General features: G+C 47.2%; 17 protein-coding genes. 2 read left to right on the top strand and 15 right to left on the bottom strand.

All coding sequences use genetic code 11. The annotated features are described in order from the left end of the window. Positions 1-16: 16 nt before the first annotated feature. The 6 genes from BLV22_RS12555 to BLV22_RS12530 all read right to left on the bottom strand — a co-directional run bounded on the left by BLV22_RS12555 (position 17) and on the right by BLV22_RS12530 (position 7,733). The gene (locus BLV22_RS12555; protein ID WP_176967771.1) at positions 17-2,971 is read right to left on the bottom strand and encodes a CDP-glycerol glycerophosphotransferase family protein; all 2,955 of its coding nucleotides are present in this window, start codon (positions 2,969-2,971) and stop codon (positions 17-19) included. Positions 2,972-3,073: 102 nt separating this feature from the next. Beyond that, positions 3,074-4,618, bottom strand: coding sequence for a carboxylesterase/lipase family protein (locus BLV22_RS12550; protein WP_176967770.1), 1,545 nt, complete (start codon positions 4,616-4,618; stop codon positions 3,074-3,076). Positions 4,619-4,854: 236 nt separating this feature from the next. Then, a complete protein-coding gene (locus BLV22_RS12545; RefSeq protein WP_091615941.1) occupies positions 4,855-5,676 on the bottom strand; it encodes an MIP/aquaporin family protein in 822 nt (273 codons plus the stop codon). A 298-nt stretch (positions 5,677-5,974) separates the two neighbouring features. Then, positions 5,975-6,541, bottom strand: a complete 567-nt coding sequence (locus BLV22_RS12540) for a TraR/DksA C4-type zinc finger protein (RefSeq protein WP_091615938.1) — start codon at positions 6,539-6,541, stop codon at positions 5,975-5,977. Positions 6,542-6,742: 201 nt separating this feature from the next. Continuing rightward, on the bottom strand, positions 6,743-7,288 hold the full coding sequence (locus BLV22_RS12535) for a GNAT family N-acetyltransferase (RefSeq protein ID WP_091615936.1): 546 nt from the start codon (positions 7,286-7,288) through the stop codon (positions 6,743-6,745). A 13-nt stretch (positions 7,289-7,301) separates the two neighbouring features. Continuing rightward, on the bottom strand, positions 7,302-7,733 hold the full coding sequence (locus BLV22_RS12530) for a VOC family protein (protein WP_091615933.1): 432 nt from the start codon (positions 7,731-7,733) through the stop codon (positions 7,302-7,304). Positions 7,734-7,928: 195 nt separating this feature from the next. Here BLV22_RS12530 and BLV22_RS12525 point away from each other — a divergent pair, with 195 nt between their 5' ends. Then, positions 7,929-8,714, top strand: a complete 786-nt coding sequence (locus BLV22_RS12525) for an SDR family oxidoreductase (RefSeq protein WP_091615930.1) — start codon at positions 7,929-7,931, stop codon at positions 8,712-8,714. A gap of 24 nt (positions 8,715-8,738) precedes the next feature. Here BLV22_RS12525 and BLV22_RS12520 read toward each other — a convergent pair whose 3' ends face one another. The 3 genes from BLV22_RS12520 to BLV22_RS15105 all read right to left on the bottom strand — a co-directional run bounded on the left by BLV22_RS12520 (position 8,739) and on the right by BLV22_RS15105 (position 10,603). Continuing rightward, positions 8,739-9,791 carry a C45 family autoproteolytic acyltransferase/hydrolase gene (locus BLV22_RS12520; RefSeq protein WP_091615927.1) on the bottom strand — a complete coding sequence of 351 codons (1,053 nt, stop codon included), beginning with the start codon at positions 9,789-9,791 and terminating at the stop codon, positions 8,739-8,741. 88 nt (positions 9,792-9,879) lie between these two features. Continuing rightward, positions 9,880-10,431, bottom strand: coding sequence for a GNAT family N-acetyltransferase (locus BLV22_RS12515; RefSeq protein WP_091615924.1), 552 nt, complete (start codon positions 10,429-10,431; stop codon positions 9,880-9,882). A gap of 13 nt (positions 10,432-10,444) precedes the next feature. Then, on the bottom strand, positions 10,445-10,603 hold the full coding sequence (locus tag BLV22_RS15105; RefSeq protein ID WP_176967763.1) for a hypothetical protein: 159 nt from the start codon (positions 10,601-10,603) through the stop codon (positions 10,445-10,447). Between the two features lie 77 nt (positions 10,604-10,680). On the opposite strand from BLV22_RS15105, the gene BLV22_RS12510 reads away from it, so the two are divergent. Next, a complete protein-coding gene (locus BLV22_RS12510) occupies positions 10,681-11,484 on the top strand; it encodes an alpha/beta hydrolase family protein (protein WP_091615922.1) in 804 nt (267 codons plus the stop codon). 63 nt (positions 11,485-11,547) lie between these two features. Here BLV22_RS12510 and BLV22_RS12505 read toward each other — a convergent pair whose 3' ends face one another. From BLV22_RS12505 to BLV22_RS12480, 6 genes are all read right to left on the bottom strand, one after another. Continuing rightward, entirely contained in the window at positions 11,548-12,402 is an 855-nt protein-coding gene (locus tag BLV22_RS12505) for an STAS domain-containing protein (protein WP_245724093.1), read from the bottom strand. 179 nt (positions 12,403-12,581) lie between these two features. Next, on the bottom strand, positions 12,582-14,381 hold the full coding sequence (locus BLV22_RS12500; protein ID WP_143030985.1) for an IucA/IucC family protein: 1,800 nt from the start codon (positions 14,379-14,381) through the stop codon (positions 12,582-12,584). Positions 14,382-14,420: 39 nt separating this feature from the next. Beyond that, a complete protein-coding gene (locus BLV22_RS12495; RefSeq protein WP_091616228.1) occupies positions 14,421-15,743 on the bottom strand; it encodes a lysine N(6)-hydroxylase/L-ornithine N(5)-oxygenase family protein in 1,323 nt (440 codons plus the stop codon). Continuing rightward, positions 15,727-16,317 (bottom strand): GNAT family N-acetyltransferase, encoded by a 591-nt coding sequence (locus BLV22_RS12490; protein ID WP_091615916.1) that lies wholly within the window; start codon positions 16,315-16,317, stop codon positions 15,727-15,729. The genes BLV22_RS12495 and BLV22_RS12490 overlap by 17 nt, the downstream gene beginning before the upstream one ends. Further along, positions 16,298-18,055, bottom strand: coding sequence for an IucA/IucC family protein (locus BLV22_RS12485; RefSeq protein ID WP_425433812.1), 1,758 nt, complete (start codon positions 18,053-18,055; stop codon positions 16,298-16,300). Before BLV22_RS12485 ends, BLV22_RS12490 begins: the two co-directional genes overlap by 20 nt. Beyond that, complete coding sequence (locus tag BLV22_RS12480) at positions 18,052-19,560, bottom strand: pyridoxal phosphate-dependent decarboxylase family protein (protein WP_091615914.1); 1,509 nt, start codon at positions 19,558-19,560, stop codon at positions 18,052-18,054. The genes BLV22_RS12485 and BLV22_RS12480 overlap by 4 nt, the downstream gene beginning before the upstream one ends. Positions 19,561-19,873: the final 313 nt, after the last annotated feature.

Here is a 19,873-nt window from a genome sequence, read left to right as displayed (position 1 = left end):
GAATGGCTCTGCCCCGTCATCTGTTTTCTTCTTCCAGCTCTTCTGCAGCCTGGAAAATGCGCGCTGCATTGTGCTTATCTGAATGACTGAAAATCATTTCCCTGTTTTCGCTTACCGCTTTCTTTTCGGTCCACCCACGCTTCAAATGACGCCGCAGACTTTTCAGAAGCTCTTCTTCCGAATGGACAACATCTCCAAGAAAAGTCTCTTCAAGTGGCCGGAGGCTGCCGCCCTGAAAAAATCGTTTCGTATCGAAATGATAATAGATGACCGGCTTCTGCATGTACGTAAAATCAAATGAAACGCTCGAGTAGTCAGTGATCATCAGCATACTTTCCTTTAACAGCTGCTGGACCGTTTTTTTACCCAGTTTGACTACTTCGATTTTATCACTGTTAATTCTATCAAAAGCGTCCGTGTACTGCTGCATCCGGTAGTGCGGATAAAACTGCAGCACAACGTCATTTTTCTCTAAAAACCGGTGCAGCTTCGGGTTTTCCAGAAAGCTTTTGTACCGGCGGTAATATTCCGACTCCAGAAAGGTTTCTTTGGAGTGAAGCCACTCCCTCCAGGTCGGAATAAAAATAATTTTCCGTTCCGCCGGCGGTCCCTCAAGGAGATTATCAAATCTTGAAAGGCCCGTTACCTGTACGGTTTCTTCATCATAATGCATTTTTTTCATAACCATTTTCTTTTCACTTTTCGAGCTGACACAAAATAGATGAAACGGGTATTTATAGTATTCCCGGTTGTATTCCACACGCTTTCGTCCAAGCACGCCGTGCTGCAGAAAGACACGCAGGCCGCTCCGGTATGATTCCATTAACGGCCCTTTAAACGGAAGAAAATATTCAATGTCATGCGAACCGAAAAAGGCTGTTGCCCGCAGACAAACGTCCACGTGCTCATCGCTTCCGATAATCAGCACATTCCCAAGCTTTTCCACGGCTTCCCGGTCCATGGAATCCTCTTCGATCGCATAGTACACTGCCATTTCCGGGTGAGCGGTCCGGCAGTATCTGAAAAAATGATATCCTGTATCCTGCGCCGTATCCGGCCGTTCCCCGATTACCCACACTGCAGGCTTTTTTTCGGCCTTTTGCATTCTGGCATTTTCTTCCTGAAGCTTCAGGAAATGTTTACGCGGATACGTTGTCGTCTCTATTTTCACATTTCCCCGAGGCGTATAGGTCACGTACCAGGAAACCGCCCGATCTTCTTCTTCAAGCACCCAGGAATGCAGGATTTCATCTTTATAATAGATAAAGTCTTTTTTTCCAAGCTTTCGTTCGTGCATGAATTCCCCGGCATGCAGACGGATATGCATATCCAGCACAGCCTTATCGCCGTGAAGCGCACGGAAATCTTCGAACGCCGCTTCCGCTTCAAATTGCACCCAGTTATCTTTCAGGTGCTGATTTTTGATGGAAAAGTGATGCTCGTCTTCCGTTTCCCGGTTCTTTACCACTACAGTTACCCGCTGCCTTGGCCGTAGATTACGTGTCAGTGTTGTAAAACGGGCTTGCCCTTCAATAATGAATTTCCCATTTTTTACCTTCATTGATGTGATGTCCTTGGCAATGTCGATTTCATCTATGGAGAAGGCGACACGTTTACTCGTCGTCCGGTAAAACTGGTGGCGGTAGATTTTGTCCTGGTGGTACCATTCAAGCTTTGTGTTTTTCACAAGGTTCCTGCTGTTGGAACGCAGCCGGTAGTCAATCTCCTCCCCATTTCTTGTGACACGCAGGTAAAGATCCGACCGCCCGAACCGGTAGGGATGCTTTTCTCTCCCGGCTTTATTTTTAAATAAATCTGTCACTTCTCCGTGAAAAACGTATTGCGCCTGTCTGGAATGCAGCTTATACACATGCACCGGCACGGAAGCTTCTTCATTGGTATCTCTGTTTTTCCATACGAGCTCCCAGGTATCCGGAGTGTAGCGGTTCCAGTAAAGCGTGCCCCGAAAATGGATGGTACCCTGTTCATAGCTTGCCCGGACCGTATACAGTTTAACGTTTTCTGTCTGAATCATAACCGAAGCCGAATAATTCTGGGTGCGGTACAGCCGGAAGCTGACAGCCCCTTTTTCATAATGAGGAGCATACCACTTGGATGCTTTCGCAATATCCTTGGCCGGCATATGAAGGCGATGCCGCCATAATGGTTTCTCGCTGGCATCTGCGATATAAAAATCCCATACGCCTGTAAAATGGCTTGAAGCCTCGAGTTCTACAGTCGACGACCACCATTTATCGTTCTTCCATTCAACGGGATAATAATATTTTTTTGGCTCTCCGCGCTTTTTCAGGATCAATTGAAGCTTTGACGGCCAGCCGTTTGCTTCAAGCAGATGCTTTGAAGCCGTGCCGAGCAATACCCATCCGTCATCCACTGCTTCTACATCCATCAGATATGCAGGAAAGAGCTTCACTTTTTTTCCGGACGGCCTGGTAACCTTCAGTTCCAGGTTGTTAAATTTATTGATCACCGGCCTGAATAAACAGCCTTTTTCATTTACACTAATTGTCCCCTTCTGCAGCCAGGTCGTTCCGCTTCGTCCGGTTTTCAGTCGAAAACGAATTCCTTCCCGCCGGTTCGAAAGCACCGCCCAGCCGACCGCTTTAAAGGGAACATCAGCCGACAGCTTTTCAAGCAGCACGTAAGGCACATAGCCTTCAAACGTTGAAAAACTCCGGCCGTTTCTTACGTCGGCCGCAAAAAAACGAAGCGGTACTCTGACACGGTTTTCCCATTCCGGCCCTGCTGCCCATTCGATAAAGGAATATTCTTCTTCAATACGCTTTGGCAGCCGGTCATCCCCAATTTCAATGCGGATCGTTATCCCATATTCATCTCCAAGCCATTCCTTCGTCCGGCAGCTGTACTGTTTTTCCTTCCACGGGGACTGTCTCTTCTTCAGCTGCTGCACCGGTGTCCTGTAATGCGTTTTTATCGCTGGTGCCTTCATCTCGACGCTCTCCTCTGTTGTCAAACTCTTTTCATTATGTAAAATGCGGACTCTCTGAAAGGTCCGCATTACGTTTCATATCAGTATAGCATATGCGTATTATCAGCTTCTAGATGCCAATGGACGCGTATACGTTTCGGCCAGCCTGGCTCTCCAGGCAAAATCATCCTCCGCATGATCATGGCGCCTTGGCACCCATTTTTTCCCTATAATCATCGTTTCCGGCCGTTCCTTTGTATACTGTTTCCATTCCGGAATGTCTCCATGCCCAGGATCTCCTTCCCTCGCGAACCTAACCCAGGCGTCCTGCATCCGGCGGGTAAGCCCCGGGCTTTCATTTATGCCTAAAAGCTTCCGGTTCCGGAGGGAAAAAGCTGTTTTAACCGTATTAAACAAATACCCCAGCTCCAGTCCATGACAGGCTTTCAGCCAGCGGACTTCCACACTGAAACGGTATTGATACACTTTCCCCCCTGCCCGGGAATAAAGCTCGCTGAGTTCTGTGTGATACAAACGAAACGCCCGGTCTGTAAACATCTGCATAAAAATCTGCGATCGGCTCCATTTCGGATATCTTTTCTTATAGTCATGGTAAACAGCCATCGTTGTCTCTTCTGACATATGCTCGTATTTCCGAAGATAAAATAATACATATGTCTCCACCGATTTTTTCTGGCGCAGCTCTGGAATCAGCAGCTTGAAAAAATGCATCTCATTGGCATTGGAGCCGTGAAGGAGCTGCACCTTTCCCGCGTTTTCCTGAATCGCCCGCTCTACGTCAAACGGAATAATTTCTCCATCTGGTGTGGGGGCAAACATTCTGGACCCGTTATACGGGCCGTTGGAGGTAAAATTTTTGTTCACGAACGACACTGTAGTTTTTACAAGATTTTCTGCAGGAGTGGAGCAGATATCATTCATAGAATGCAGGCCGAGCTTGTAAATAAGCTGGTCCGAAATATTCACCGCATCCTCCACCGAACGCGCAAGTCCGGTGATCACTCCGCTTTGAGCGATGACCTTCTGAAAAAGCCCCCGGGCGGCTGGGGCAGCGAGCAGGGAGGTTACACTGATGCTGCCCGCTGACTCTCCAAAGATTGTGACGTTGCCCGGGTCTCCACCAAAGCTTTCAATGTTTTCCTGGACCCAGCGGAGTGCTTCCATTTGGTCCAGCAGTCCGAGATTTTTCATATAGGCCCGTTCCGGTCCGCAAATATTTTCTGCATCCAAAAAGCCAAACATTCCCAGCCGGTAATTAATACTCACCAGCACTACTTCTCCCCGGGCAGCCAACGATTTTCCGTCATACAGCGCCTCCCGGTTCGATCCGCTGTTAAAGCCGCCGCCGTGAATAAAAACCATCACCGGCCGGCGGTGCACCGGTTCTTCGTCCGGTCTCCAGATGTTTACATACAAGCAGTCCTCCGATTCCGTACCTTTTCTGAGGCCTTCCACGGACTGTGGGCAGGCGGGACCATAATCCAGAGCACTGTATACTTCTGTGGATTCATCTAAACGCTTCGGCTTTTTGAACCGCTCCGCTTCTGCATACTTAATTCCGAGATATTCCTGAACATGTTTGTATAAACGGCCTTCGTAAATTCCTGCCGGTGCATGCAGCCGGACAGTTCCTTTTGATTTTTTCATTTTATCCTCCATAAATATAAAAGCATTATATTTATTTTTTCGTAAGAAAATATGTTTATTTTAATTGTTCCTGATATTAGTCGACGGAACAAAGGGCAGGTTACGTATAAACTGCTACATACTTTTACAAATTTTCACTTATCATTATGGTATTCGTATGTCACAGCAGCGGCTTTGTTTACTGAAAAATAAAAAGCTGCAATCCCCCTATTAATGGGGACTGCAGCTTTTGGTTATCAGTTTTTAACGTCCGGATTGCTGACTTCTGTATCACGTTTATTCATGAAGTAAAGAACACCGAAGACGATGAGAACAACAACACTGAATAATGCAAGCACACCGTATCCTTCCCCTAAAAATCCAGCCCGGTAAACAAGAGAGCCAAAAACGCCTCCCAGTACCGGCGCCGCTACCGGAATCCAGGCATACGGCCAGTTGGAATCCCGTTTCCCGGCGATAGGCAGCAGGGCGTGGGCAATACGAGGGCCCAAATCCCTGGCCGGGTTGATCGCGTAGCCGGTGGTACCGCCGAGCGACAGCCCGATAGCCCCAACAAGAAAACCGACAATAAGCGGGTTCAAGCCTTCTGTAAACTCGTTTGCGCCTATACTGTTTAATACGAGTAAAAATACGGCAGTCGCGATAAACTCACTTAAAAAGTTCGCAAACCGGTTGGGAATCGCCGGATCTGTTGAAAAAGCCGCCAGCTTCACATCTGCATTCTCTGTCTCCTTCCAGTGCCCGAGAAAATGCAAGTATACAACGGCTCCGCCGATCCCCGCTCCTATAATTTGAGAAACGATATAGCCCGGTACATCTGCCCACGGGAACTCCCCAATAGATGCAAAGCCGAGAGTAACGGCTGGATTTAAATGCGCGCCGGAAAACTGCCCGACTGCATACACTCCCATTGCTACGGCAAACGCCCAGCCGAGAGCGACAACAATCCATCCTCCTCCCTCTGCTTTCGATTTGTTTAAGTTAACGTTTGCAACAACGCCACCGCCAAAAATAATAAGTATCATCGTACCAATGACTTCTGCTAAGTATATCGACATTTTTCCAGCTCCCCTGTAAGCGTTTGTAATTTGCAGACATAAGTATCGACAGCCGTTTCATTTACTTAAACGACTAAAAAACCGCACACCGCGCTCCTTGTAGAGCGTTTTAGTGTGCGGCTTTCATTCGACTCAGCCCGATATATTAACTTAAAAAGACTTTAGCACGAAAAGAAAACGCTGTCAATTCGATTTGTAGTATAGAGCTTTATTCTGTCTTTCTAAACGGTATTATAAAAAATGGCCGCCCGCATAATTAACGTACGACCACCGTTATATCTATTATTTATCTTTCGAATTATTTTTTCCGGCCTTCCTGCTCTTCTTCCTGTTCACTTGTGTAGCCGGTCATTTCCGGATCATCGGAAGGCGTCTGGGAAGTGCTGTGTTCACTTACTGCTTCCCACGTATCTTCTTTGTCAAAAGCTACATTTTCTTCTCTCTTTTCACGCTCCGGCCCGGGGTTGACCACGTCTTCTTCCACCGGGTGATCCTGAGCAGGCTTATCGCTGCCTGCATGGTCTACACAGCGCGTTGTTTCCGGTACAATTTCAAGACGTTCATATGGAATTTCTCTGCCGCAGACTTCACACTTGCCGTAATTTCCATTTTCCATCGCCTCAAGGGCATGGTCGATGTTTTCAAGCTGTTCCCGGGCCTGGTTATTTAATGCTGCGTCTTTTTCCATTTCATGCAGCTCCGTGCCCTGGTCGCCCGGGTGGTTGCTGTACTCGGAAAGCTCACCGATCGTTTCTGTATTGTTGTTAGCATTTCCTGTTTCTTCTGCTTCAATTTTTTCTTTATTTTCTTCTTTCATTTCTAAAAGCTGATCTTTTAATGCTTTTTCCTGTTCTGCCGTAATCATTTGTATCCCTCCAGTTTTGTCTACTATCTCTTTACCCGATTACCCCATTTACTGAAAATGCTTTTTTCTTCAAAAGCGTTCATACAAAATAAACCGAAAAGAGTAAAGGCTTCCCTCCGGCTTTAAAATTAACCGTGATTGCTTAACATCTTTTCCCCCGGTACACTGATGTGTAAACACCGGGGTTTGTCTTAAAATCTGTCAGCTGCTTTCATTTTTTGTATTCACCATCCCGTAGACTACCTGGTTTACATAGCCTCCGGCGAGACGCTCTGATTCCTTTAATGTCCCTTCCAGATGAAATCCCAGCTTTTCCGGGACTGCCCTGCTTTTTTTATTTTTTTCAGCGCAGCGAATTTCCACCCGGTGCAGATCCATTCTGTCGAAGGCATAATTCGTAAAAGCTTCTACTGCCTGCGTCATGATGCCTTTTCCTTCGTATTCCTCCCCAAGCCAGTAACCCAGGCTTGTTTTTTTATTCCCCCAGTCCACTTCGTGGTAGTTAATAACACCGACAAGGTCGCCTTCAAATCGTATGCCTGCACGAAACCCGTCTCCAGCTGCTGCCTGCTGGAGCGTCCTTTCAATGTTTGCAGCAGTATCCTGGGCCGACTGGACGTTGTCTACCCAGTTCATCCATTCTTTTAGATGTTCACGATTTTTATCAATCAGGGCAAACAGCTCCCCCGCATGCTCTTTTTGAAGCAGCAGAAGCTCCAAACGATCGTTAATTTTATATGCAAACATAGAATGGCTCCTTTTATTCCATAATCAGCATTTCCTGTTCGTCAAATTCCCAAAATTCCGCGTACGCCGCTTCCCAAAGGTGGCCGTCCGGGTCTTTAAAATAACCGCTGTACCCTCCCCAAAAAACCCATTCCGGCTCTTTTACAATCCTGCCCCCGGCCTCGGCTGCCTGCTTCATGACGTTATCGACTTCTTCCGCAGACTTTGCATTGTACGCAAGCGTCACCCCCGAAAAACCTTGTGCCGCTTCCTCCATTTTTTCACCAGTTTCTTCCGCCAGTTCCTGTAACGAATAAAGAGCCAGCCTGGTGCCTTTATTGTTAAAAAATACAATACCCGGGCCGTCTTCAGTTGCAGCGGTCTCAAAACCGAGTCCCTCCCGGTAAAATTTCCTGGAAACAGAAATATCCCTGACACCAAGTGTAATAAGATTAATTCTATTCACAGTTTCAGCCTCCCTTATTGATGTTCCACGTGCAAAAGATACTTTAATTGTTATTTCGCCGGGCTCTTTCATTTTCCTTTTTCATTTTCCAAGAACGGCTGGAAACTCATACCGGCGGTGCTGAGCGTTTCGCCCTTCATTCAAACGGGAACGGTCCATTACAATCAGATTGCCATTCAAGGAGGGAGACAATTTATGAGTAAAACAATATTTATTACCGGTGCCGGTACCGGCCTTGGGAAAGGCACAGCAATTGGCCTGGCGAAAAAAGGCCACCGCGTGATTGCTGCAGTCGAGATAATGGCGCAGATTACAAGTCTCCGGGAAGAAGCAGAAGCTGCGGGGGTGGACCTCGAAGTGATCAAGCTCGACATTACGAATAAACGGGATCAGCAGCTGATTGCCAACTATGACTATGACATTTTCGTCGCAAACGCTGCCATCGGCGAAGGCGGCCCAATCGCTGAAATACCGGTTGACCGCGTTCGCGAAATTTATGAAACAAACGTGTTCAGCACACTTGAGAATGCGCAAATTGCTGCAAAAAAATTCGTAGAAAAAGGCCGGGGCAAAATAATCTTTCTCAGTTCTATCGTCGGTGTGGTCGCAATGCCATATTTGGCTCCGTACGGTTCCACTAAACACGCCATCGAATCCATTGCGAAATCCATGAAAGCTGAGCTTGAAGAATTCAATGTCCAGGTGGCAACCATTAACCCCGGTCCCTACGAAACCGGCTTTAATGACCGGATGTTTGAAGAAAAGTGGAAATGGTACGACCCGGAAAAAAACTTCACTCCGGAAAAATCAATCAGCGACATGGAGCAAATGCTCGACAGCCAGTTTGACCCTGACGATATGATTAACAAGATGGTGGAAGTAATCGAAGCAGACCATCACGCCTTCCGCACGGCTTATCCACAGGATACGGAGGACCAGATGAAGCAGGAGGAGCAGCAGAACTGGGACTTTCGCATATAAAAAATAAACCGGCCGCGTGCCGGTTTATTTTACGTTTTGGTCCATGTGAAGGAACTTCATATCGGTGTCGATCTGGCCATACAAATACTGTTCGGGAAGGTCTTCCCCTTTCAGCCATCGGGAGAAGTCAATTTCATAGGGCTCACGGTTGCCCCCCAGTGCGAACCATGCTTTTTGTTCCTGCAGCAGATAACCGGAGGTATGAATCGTACCCGCCCAGCTGTGATAATTATCCGAAAACACCCCGCCTTCAGTATTATTTAACAGCCGGTACACGTTTTCTGCGGAAGGGAGCACCGGCTTTTTCTTTTCCATAACCGCCTGCCGGGCTTTCGATTCCACTAAATAATGACGATTTTCTTCCGGCATTTTTTCAAAATGATTCGTACATGTCTGATCCTCTCTGACGATAACTCCGCGCGGCGATGCCTCCACTACTTTGGAAACACCTTTCGTGTCCTGGACCACGTAGCTGAATGAATGACGATGCGGAATTTCTTTCAGCATATCCACCGCCTCCTCCACCGATGCACATACTTCCAGAATTAAGCGGCCAATCATGGAGCAGATAAATCCATCCCCCGGCTTTTTCCGGTGCATAAAATTGTAGCCCATCGCAAGTTGTTTTTCGTTCATGCCGTCCATCCGGCCGGTTACCCGCTGTGATGGTCCAATCATCGCATAGCCCTGTTCCGACGGCTGAAACAATGTGTATCTGCCCTCGTAGGTTTTTGGGTGGTAGTCATAATTACGCACTAGATAATTGTCTCCGGTCATAATAGAGCATCCCGATTTAGGTATTTCAAGACGATAGCCGGAAAAATGCATAACAATTTTTTCCACACTCCATTTCAAACCGTCCTGCAGCCCTTCAAGCTCTTCCCAGATACCAGGGGCCACTTTCATGAGCGCTTCTTTCGTTTCTCCTATGTCCACTTGAAACCGCGGTTTTCGTATTTTCCATTGCTTATCCCGGTTCTCAACGGATAACGACCCGGCGAGACGTTCTCCCTGGTATCTGCCAAATTCATAATGGGTGCCGCGAAACTGCACCACACTGCTGTATATATCTTTCACATTGTCACCTTCAATGAATATTTATTTTTCCCGGCCACCGCGTGAAAATCAGTTCCTTAAAGTAAAAAACCACCCTTATCCGGGCGGTTCAGCGATGCTTTTGCCGGTATTCCTGTTCGAGTATGCTCATCATTACGGCGTGATAATACTGGTGGTCGTAGTAACGGCACTCGCGTTTCATTCCTTCGTGCACAAATCCAAGCTTTTCATATACGTGAATCGCCCGGGTATTAAACGAAAAAACCTCGAGTTCAATCCGGTGGAAATTCAATTTCCCGAATCCATATTCAAGCATCAGCCTTGTCGCTTCAGTGCCGAAGCGCTGACCGATATAATCGTCAAATACGACCATTTGAAACCTCGCCTGACGGCTCGCCGGCGTGTCGATATCAATAAACGAAGTGTCCCCGATTAATTGATCATTTCCCTGCATGAAAATGCCGAGACGGACGTCTGCGTGGGCGCCGGTGTCTTCGATATAGCGCTCCACATCCTCCAGGGTGTAAATACGGCTTGTGCCGGTAAACTGACGGGCAATCTGATTATTATTAAACGCTTCGTACAGTGCCGGTATTTCTTCTTTCGTGTATGGACGCAGGTACAGCTGCTCTCCTTCAATTGCTTTTACTAATGGCTGCATAGTTATCCCCCATTCATTCCCTATTATCCTGATAGACAATCATCGCGCTGAAATAAAAGAAGTTCATCGCAAATTGGATATCTGTTACTTCGATGCCTCCATCGTCCAGGAAGGCGTTTACCTTCTTGTCGAGACCTTTATCGCTTATGGCGTAAAACGTTTTTATCCTCACGTCTCTCCTCCTCAGCATTTCCTATTATCTATTGTACCAAAAGCAGGTATGATAAAAGGAGAACAGGAGGGGAAAATATGGAACGAATTTATTACGGGGAGCATTCTGAACAGTTTGGAGACCTTCGCCTGCCTGAAGGAGAAGGTCCTTTTCCTTTAGCAATAGTTATTCACGGCGGCTTTTGGCGAACATCCTTCGGTCTCGATATTATTCAGGAAGTGGCTGAGGATTTAACCCGGGAAGGCATTGCCACGTGGAACATTGAATACCGGCGCGTAGGCCACGCGGGCGGTGGCTGGCCGGGAACATTTAATGACGTTGGCAGGGCTGCTGATTATGTCCGGGAACTCGCAGCCGTTCATCCCATCGACGTTCGCCGGGTATTTACCATTGGTCATTCCGCAGGGGGACAGCTTGCCTTATGGCTCGCTGCCAGGCCATCGCTGCCGGTGAGCAGCGAGTTGTCCCATTTCGCCGATCCGCTATCTGTATATGGAGCGGTAAGCCTCGCCGGGGTGCTCGATATGCATCTGATGCACGAGATACATGATTACCGCAATAAAATCACAAACGCACAGGAACCCCTGGACCCCGTCGCGGACCTGCTCGGCGGCACCCCGGATGAATTTCCTGAGCGCTATACTGAAACCTCGCCGTTTGATCTGATTCCTATTGATGTTACCCAGATACTCGTACACGGAGCGCTCGACGTGAACGTACCAGTCGGCATAAGCGCCCAGTACCACCAGGCGGCAAAAATCGGCCACCGGTCCATACGGTATCTCGAACTCCCGGACGCAGAGCATTTTATGCTTACCGATATACAAACCGATGCCTGGAGCCTGATTAAAGAAGAAATCCATGAGATGCTATCTATTTAAATTCCTTTAAGTAAGAACATCAATATAATTTTGTCAGTAAAAAAACCGGCGCCTCCGCCGGTTTTATTGAGACTGCAGATGAAAGCCAATATATTCCAGTGCAGATTCGAGATTTCTTGAAATGTGGATATTCATTTTTAAAATTTCATTGTTGTTTAACTCGTGCCGGGCGATCGCCGGGGAGATTCCTGTCAGCAAAATATTAACTCCCATTAGCTTTAGGGCATGAATGACGTTAATAAACACGTGTGGAAATTCACCATCCACGATCACAAGTCCGGACAAATCAATCACAAGGTGTTCAATTTTTTGGGCTGCCGCGTACTCCAGAACGGTCCGGGTAATAATTTCAGCCCGTTTTTCATCGATAATTCCCTGAACTGGAAGAATCGAAATGCCTTTCCTAACCGGGATAATCGGCACATTTAAAAATCCCAGGTTGTACTGGGTGTGGTCGAGCTCGATAATATGTGCAAGCACCTCTCCCATGGCTTTTAAGTAATCAACATCCTCCTGGCTGAATATCTTTTCCTCTGGGTCCATAACACACAGTGTTCCGAATACGTTGCCGTTCAGATCGGTCAGCGTGACGCCGAGAAACCCTTTCATTTGCAGCCGGGAGGTTACCTCCAATTCTTTGGTCATTACGTCTTTTGTCAGATCCTCTGTACAGAGCGCGTCTTCCTCATTCATAATAATTTTTCTGCAGTATGTGTCACTGTATTCCACCGAAAAGCCTTCAGGAATAATCTCTTCTTTTTTATTGAACGTGCTGATGACAGTCATTTCATTGCTGCCGCGCTTTGTGATATACGCTGTATTTACATTAAGCTGGTCTGCTATTAAATCAAACATTTTTTGCGAAACGGATTTCAACGACGGAAATTCGGTCGAATCCAGACTGTATTCTTTTTGCAATTTTTGTTCCTCCAACATTTAGATTGATCGCGGGAATGGTTTGCACATTGGAATTATTATAATACTTTTCCTTTCGCCAAACAATACATGTGTCTTTAGTATGATATAAATGTTTATTTATTATGCATTTTCATACAAATGATCAATTCCATACAAAAAAGCCAGGGAAATCCCCTGACTTAGATGTAAAACTTATGGACCGTAAAAAGTGCGTTGTCAACGTATCCATGCTCTGAAGCGTGCGGACGATCATCACCGTCTCCGTACCCGTAATCAAGCATGCGGTTTCGATTCAGACAAAGCTTCACCATGGTTGGCTGAAAAAGATTAAAAAGCTCAAAGCGACCGGTCAGCTCCGGAAAACGTTTTTGATACGCTTCAATGGTTTCAACTGTCATTTTCCAAAATGTATGCTCTGTAAGTAAGCTTTCCCGGTCGAGCAGATCCGACAGATACCGGAAGTGGCAGATGAACAATCCGGTGAAAATGAACTGTACGAGTCCTTCCGGCGGTTCGCACCGCAGAACCTGCTTTAAGTCCTCCGGAAGGTCTTCAAGCTCCGGCAGCTGCTGGTCGCTTACATTTACGTCATCTACGAAGTCTTTCATAATAAGCCGGTGCGGCTCGTAGTTCTTTAATACCACGATCGTATTCTGGCCATGCGGTGAAAAAACGGTGCCGTATTTATACATGTAATGCAGCAGCGGAGGAAGCACGGAATCAAACAGCTGTTTTATCCACTCTTCAGTACTTAATCCCGAGCGTTCCATGTACTCCTGCACCAGGGGTTTTCCATTCGCATCTTCGTGCAGAAGGGCCGCCAGCGTTACTGGTTTTTCATCCTCTTCCACCACCGTATAAATGCTTTCTCTCCAGACAGCACCCAGCATTTCTGTATACTGGTACGGCACTCCCCGCAAATGATGAAACGCGGGATGTGGCACGTCGATCGTTTCTGTTTCCCCAAGCAGCCCTACCTTGCACGTCTCTTTCAGGAAAGGGTCCTCGTCTTTGACTGATTGAATCCATTTCGTCACTTCCGGGGCCGCCGTTGTCCTCTCACTGGGCAGTCCCCGGTATACCAGTGTATTTAAAATACTTACCGGAAGCTTTACATGTTTTTTTGTTTTATGCTCTGTATTTACGAACGTACGAATCGATTGCTGCGGAAGGTACGTGTCTTCTGAATACTGCAATGGAATAATCCATCCGTTGGCAATGTACTCAGCGTAAAGCGTCACAATGTGATTGTCCCACTGCCATTCATGCACCGGCATGTAATAATAGTCCTCCGCTTCTCTCCCGGCCCGGTTTATAAGATCGCGAAAATGCTTTCGTTCAGTCTCATTCAGTTCCTCTTCTATTAAACGATGGTAACCATCAGCGTGTACAGTTTGAAACGAAGCTGCTTTCTTATGGACCGCTATCCAGAATAAACGAACCTTCTGCTTGTGTTCAGGAGCATAGGAAAGGTAATCCTGAAAGCTGAAGCCGATACGGCCTTTATTGTAAGTAATCCATGGATGCCCGCCCATTTCTCCTTCAAGCTGCAAATAATCCATTTCCGCAAGCTCGGCAGCTGTCGTTTTTTTATCCAGCAAATGGCAGTCTGCTGTCAGGGTATGATAATATTCTTTCAGTAAATGGCCGGCTGTCCCACTCGAGATCGGTGCCATTTGCTGAAGTTCAAGCAGAAAAGCATCTGCCCGCACAGGTACTGCTATATCATGTTCTTTTTTTACGATGCTTTCTGGATACACATACACACTGTCAAAAAGCCGCTTGCGCGCTGAAAATGTATAAACCGCTCCAGGGGCTTCTACTTGAAGCGTTTGGGGGTCGCTTTCTTTTACAATATCTGCTTCTATAATAGCTTCATACAAAAATTCCTGCAGCATCTTCGCTGTTAATCGCTGGTTCGCTTCCTCCCAGTGCCGCTGTTGGACGGCCCCAAAGGATTCAACCGTATATGGATTCATCTGCTTTCTTCCCTTCTTTTTAAGATTAGGCTTACAGGTTTACGTGAAAACCCCAGTCTTTTCTCTCTCAAATTGCTGGAAAACATTTTTAGCCCGGACAGGGTAAACCTCCCGGTCTGCGATTTGGTTAATAATGACCGCGTTCCGATGCGCTCCGAGCCCGAGATCCGGCGCCCCGACGCCGTGTGTGTGCATTTCACCGTTTTGAATAAACACATGGCGGTTCTTTTCAGCCTGTACCGCGCGGTACTTTTCATCAATCTGCAGACGCCCATGCTTATCACGCTGCAGGCTTGCTTCGATACCTTTTAAAAACGGCTGCGGAGACGGCTGATAGCCTGTAGCCGCGATTAGTGCTTCCGTCTCTTCTGTGTACTCCGTACCGTAGTTAATCTCCTTTAAAGACAGCTTCGTTTTGCCGCCCGGCATTCTCTCCGTACTTATTACTTCCGTATTTGCCTGTAGAATGATGTCCTCGCTTTCCCCGCCGATCGTCTGCTCATACAGCTCATCGTACACAGCAGCGATCGTGTCAGCGCTGATCCCTTTATACAGAAGATCCTGTTTCTGAAGCAGCTGCTCCTTTGTGTAAGAATCAAGGTGGTAGAAATAACTAATATATTCCGGCGAAAAATGCTCCAGCCCCAGCTTGGAATACTCCATCGGGAAAAATCCTGAAGACCTTGTATACCAGCGCAGACTGTACCCATATTCAGGCCGGTTCTTTAACAAATCGTAAAAGACTTCAGCGGCGCTCTGACCGGATCCTGCCACCGTAATGCTCCTCTTTTGGAGCAGATCCTTCCGGCGGTACCGGTAATCAGCAGAATGACAGACATCTTCTCCTTTTTCTGCCCAGAGGGGAAGCGACGGTTTCGTGCCCGTGCCCGTCACGATATGCCGGGTATAGTAGTATTCGGTCGTTTTATCATTCGAACGTACCGCTTCCACTTTATACATATTGCTTTCTTCTAAAAAAGATACATTGGTCACGTGCCGGCCAAACCGGCAGGAGGAGAGCTTTTCAGCTGCCCAGCGGCAGTAGTCATTGTATTCACGACGCGGAATATGAAATTTTTCATAGAAATAAAATGCATAGAGCCGGTCCTTTTCCTGCAAATACTGCAAAAAGGAATAGGGACTCTTAGGGTCCGCCATCGTGACAAGGTCAGCAAGAAAAGGCACCTGCAGGCTGGTACCGTCAAGCAGCATACCACCGTGCCACTCAAATGATTCATTTTCATCCAGAAAGATACCGTTTACTTCCGGAACATTTTCCAGCAGTGCTGCCATCCCAAGATTGAACGGTCCAATGCCTATGCCAAGTACGTCATATACTTCTGTTTCAGCTGCCAACGGCAGTCCCTCCTTCAAATGTCTCCCGTCTGCAAACCATTAGAAGCCCCCGTTTATCCGGCAGGTCCACCGGCTTTACAGGCTCAAACCCCGCTTTTTTAAACACGTGAATCATTTTGTCATTGGTGATATCGGGCTCTGCAATGATCCGGGCTGTCCGGGCGTGTTGGAACTGCATCGCAAGCATAGCTTTTAAAAGCGGCAGGGCGTATCCCTTGCCCGTTTCTTCAGGCGGTCCAATTAAAAGGTGTACGCCCTGGTCTGCCGGCTCCGCCTCGTAATAGGAACCGATCACATCATCAGCTGCCCAATACACTTCCCAATAGCTGACCAGACGGCCGTCGATCTTCCCGATATAGAGTGTTTGATGGGTATCATTAAGCGCCTTCCGCAGATGGGCCTGATATTGGCCTTCACTTATATTCAACTTCCAAAACGGCACTACATGTGCCTGATGCATCCAGTCGTGCAGCAGGCGAAAGTCGGCCGTTTCATCAACCGCACGGAATTGTATACGTTCATCTTCCTCTCCACCCGGCTCCCGGGTGAAAATATAAGAATTAGATTGTTGGGCTTTCATGCTGCATGCACTCCTTTGCGGTCAACGGGTTTAAAATATGAATATAAACGGACTGTTCAGCAAGGGAGCCGACCAATTCATCCATATCAAAAAAGCGGGTCAGCAGATTACCCTTGGAAGGGATTGTTTCGTGTTCAAGAAGGCTTTCGGTTAAAGCGGAACGGCCGAATGCTTTTTCTGCATCTTCAAGCTCTTCGCGTAATATTCGCAGCAGCTCTGCTTCTTCAATCAATCCTGAAGTCCCAAAGCCATTAATCAGTCCAAACAAATGATTAATAAAAAAGTAATAACGGAAGCGTTCGTCTGCAATGTCATCTGCGCACACAGTGTCACTTGAAGCGTTCAGCTCCGGCACGTACTTTTTCAAATGTGCTTCCTTCGAGCGTGCAAAATAGTAACCCTGGTTGTCCCGGTAATAAAACATCTGTGGATAGCCGCCGGTAAAACGCACGACAGAATTCTGCTGGTGCGCTTCAAGCGCAATGCCGTGGGTCATATACAGCCAAAGCATCGGATGCAGGGAGATTGATAAGTACTGCCGGAACCAGTCCCGGCTTACTTCGGCTGTGCTCCGGTTTTCCGCCTGGGCAAGGATGCGTATCAGATTGCCGAGCATACTGCCTTCTCCGTACGCATCGTGGACAAGTCCTGCGGCAAGTGACACCTGATCGTCCATGGTTTCCTGAAAAGGATTGCGCCGGATAATCGTTTCAAGGCCTGTCTCTTCTTCTCCCTTAAGAGTGATAAATGCCGGATCGCGGACAATTTCAAATCCCGGGAAAAACCGTGCTGCCTCTTTTCCGATCCGGCTCTGCATCAGCTTTTCCACTTCTACGCCGCGCGCAAGTTCTTTTTTTTGATTTACTCGCAGTGAATTGGTCACCTTCACCGGAATCGAGACTTTAAACATATACGGTGACTGCTCGTGATACAGTGTCCGGATCGAGGAAGTTGCTGTAAAGCTCCGGCCTGCCGGGCCAAGATATGCCAATTCCCCGCGTTCCATTCTCTGCTGGATGGACTCCTGCTGCAGCATGGCTCTTGCCTGAAGCGGATGAACCGGCAGCAGGGCATATCCATCATCCAGACGGCAATAGTGTTTTTTAAATAATTCCTCTGTTTCCGGAGCATTTTGAAGATCTTTTTTTACGATAGCCGTCGCATTTTCTTCTTCCATCGATGCTTCCTCTACCTGTGTTGACGGAGCCCGGAAATAATGCAGCTGAAAACGTCCTTTTGTTTCCGGGGAATACAGTTCTGTTTCCCCCTTACGTTCCATGCCCTGACGGCTTTTAGGGGTCGGGTGCAGCAGGTGCCCGAGCAAAAGGGCCTGTTCTGAATCAATGTAGCGGGAGATGATTTCACCTTTATCTTCCTTGCGCGCTTCCAAAAACAGTTCTGTTAGCTCAAAGCTCTGCAGTACCCGCTGCATCATTTCTTCCTGCCCTCCCTTATCACCGTATTCAAGCGAAAGCTCCTTCAAAAGCAAAGCCCCGGTCGTCAGCACATCCAGCTCAAGGAGAGAGGCGCTGTCCAGGGGTTTATAATAAAGCGGAAAATGAAAGATATGCCGGTGGGTCAACGACCGGTATTTCACTGGAAGGACCAGCTCGATTTTCTGGCGGGAGAGCTCTACGCGGCATTCCGACTCTTTCCAAATACCGCTTCCGGTCTCCCGCAAATAACAATTGATAAAGCTCTGCATTGAAGCCTCTGCTGCTTTTTGTTTAGTGTTCACTGCTGTTTCCTCCTTCGTATTATTTCAATTTCCCGGCCTGTCTCAATGACCGACTGAATCACATGATCAATATCTTCTTCCTTTGTTAAAGGATTTAGCAGCGTACATTTTAAAAACTGTCTGTCATTTAATTTTGTTTTGGCAATGACCGCCTCGCCCGAAGCATATAATTGCTGCTGAATTTCTCTATTGATCTCATCTTCTTCCCTTTCTCCAAAAGACGTTTCTGTGCAGTATTTAAACACCACTGCATTCATTTCTGGTTTCATTACTAGATACAGCTCCGGCTCGTCGTTAATTTTTTCCGCAAGACGCCCGGCCTGTCTTAACCCCTGCCCGATCATTTCCGCCCATTTTTCCGTGCCGAGAGTACGGAGCGTCATCAATATTTTAAGTGCATCGAAGCGCCGGGTCGTCTGCATCGAATAGTCCACAAGATTAGTAAAGCCCTCGTCTCTGTCATCTTCCGGGTTCAAATAATCCGCCCCATGTCTGATAAAACGAAAACTATCCCGGCTCCTGACCAAAAAAGCCCCGCAGCTGACTGGCTGATAGAATAATTTGTGAAAATCCACCGCCAGGGAATCTGCTTTATGCACCCCGTCGAGCTTTTCAGCCTGAGCGCTGCAGAGCGCTAAAGCTCCGCCAAAAGCTGCATCCACGTGCATCCACAGATTTTCTTTATCCGCTGTACGCCGGATCTCCTGGAGCGGGTCAATGCTTCCAAAATCAGTAGTGCCGGCAGTAGCTACTATGGCAATGGGATGATCACCGGCAACCCTTGCCTCCTGAATAAAGGCTTCGAGCTTTCCGGTGCTCATCTTTTTATGCTCATCCGTTGGCACCCCTACTACCGACCGCTCTCCCAGGCCAAGCTGAACAGCCGATTTTTTTACTGTAAAGTGCGCTTCCTCCGAACAGAAAATTTTAAATCGGGCTGCTTCCGCAGGAAGGCCATCGGCTTTTACGTCATGTGACAATTCCCGTGCGCAGTATTGGTCTCTTGCAAGCAGCAGCCCCATGAAATTCGACTGAGTACCTCCGGTCGTAAACGTTCCCGCAGCGGTTTGAGGCAGCTGATACAATTCACACAGCCAATTCACTACTTCTGTCTCCACCGTTGTCGCTGCCGGACTTTGATCCCAGGAGTCCATTGATTGATTTAAAGCACTCACAATTACATCCGCGCATACTCCGGACAAAAGCGGCGGACAATGCAGATGCGCCATTGCATGAGGGTGGCTGATGTTTAAAGAGCATTTCATAATATGCTCCATTACTTCCTTAAGCACACTATCAAAATCATTTTCCTTCTCCAGGCCGTGAAAGAATTGCTTCACCTGCACCTCTGCTTCTGCGGGCACAGGTCTTTCACTTTCATTGAAAAATTCCGCTATATAGGCAGAAGTCTGTGTTAACATTTCGAGAATTCTGCTCTTATCACCAACATTGGTTAGAAATTCATTATCAATTGCGGTATGTGACTCTTCCTTTACAACCGGCATATCGTCTCCTCCATCATCCGTTATTTATAGATAATGAAAATCATTATCAATCATTCTAAAAAAAATAAAAGCATCATTTCAAGCTCTTAATTACAATATACACATTAATTGAAAATGATTATCAAAGTCAATAATTGCTGTGGAATTGATACAAAGGTTGGTACCGGCCAGTTAAACGGTTTAGGTCTATTACCCTTTCTTCCGTTCAAATCGCGACTTACTATTCACCTGCTTTTGACAGTTCATGTCGATGGTTTAAAAACACCCCTCTCAGGCAATAGGCCGGGTATCAATAACTATTATCAGGAGGTGC

The sequence above is a fragment of the Marinococcus luteus genome, assembly GCF_900106595.1.
Classification (GTDB): Bacteria; Bacillota; Bacilli; order Bacillales; family Marinococcaceae; genus Marinococcus; species Marinococcus luteus.
The sequence above is the reverse complement of the archived record's forward strand: the minus strand, read 5'-3'. Positions and strand labels throughout refer to the sequence as shown.

Excerpts from the sequence above, each read along its gene's own strand:
- BLV22_RS12525 (WP_091615930.1), top strand. The coding sequence starts at position 7,929 with ATGAGTAAAACAATATTTATTACCGGTGCCGGTACCGGCCTTGGGAAA.
- BLV22_RS12535 (WP_091615936.1), bottom strand. The coding sequence starts at position 7,288 with ATGTTTGCATATAAAATTAACGATCGTTTGGAGCTTCTGCTGCTTCAA.
- BLV22_RS12480 (WP_091615914.1), bottom strand. The coding sequence starts at position 19,560 with ATGCCGGTTGTAAAGGAAGAGTCACATACCGCAATTGATAATGAATTT.
- BLV22_RS12510 (WP_091615922.1), top strand. The coding sequence starts at position 10,681 with ATGGAACGAATTTATTACGGGGAGCATTCTGAACAGTTTGGAGACCTT.
- BLV22_RS12490 (WP_091615916.1), bottom strand. The coding sequence starts at position 16,317 with ATGAAAGCCCAACAATCTAATTCTTATATTTTCACCCGGGAGCCGGGT.
- BLV22_RS12515 (WP_091615924.1), bottom strand. The coding sequence starts at position 10,431 with ATGCAGCCATTAGTAAAAGCAATTGAAGGAGAGCAGCTGTACCTGCGT.
- BLV22_RS12540 (WP_091615938.1), bottom strand. The coding sequence starts at position 6,541 with ATGATTACGGCAGAACAGGAAAAAGCATTAAAAGATCAGCTTTTAGAA.
- BLV22_RS12555 (WP_176967771.1), bottom strand. The coding sequence starts at position 2,971 with ATGAAGGCACCAGCGATAAAAACGCATTACAGGACACCGGTGCAGCAG.
- BLV22_RS12545 (WP_091615941.1), bottom strand. The coding sequence starts at position 5,676 with ATGTCGATATACTTAGCAGAAGTCATTGGTACGATGATACTTATTATT.
- BLV22_RS12500 (WP_143030985.1), bottom strand. The coding sequence starts at position 14,381 with ATGAATCCATATACGGTTGAATCCTTTGGGGCCGTCCAACAGCGGCAC.
- BLV22_RS12550 (WP_176967770.1), bottom strand. The coding sequence starts at position 4,618 with ATGAAAAAATCAAAAGGAACTGTCCGGCTGCATGCACCGGCAGGAATT.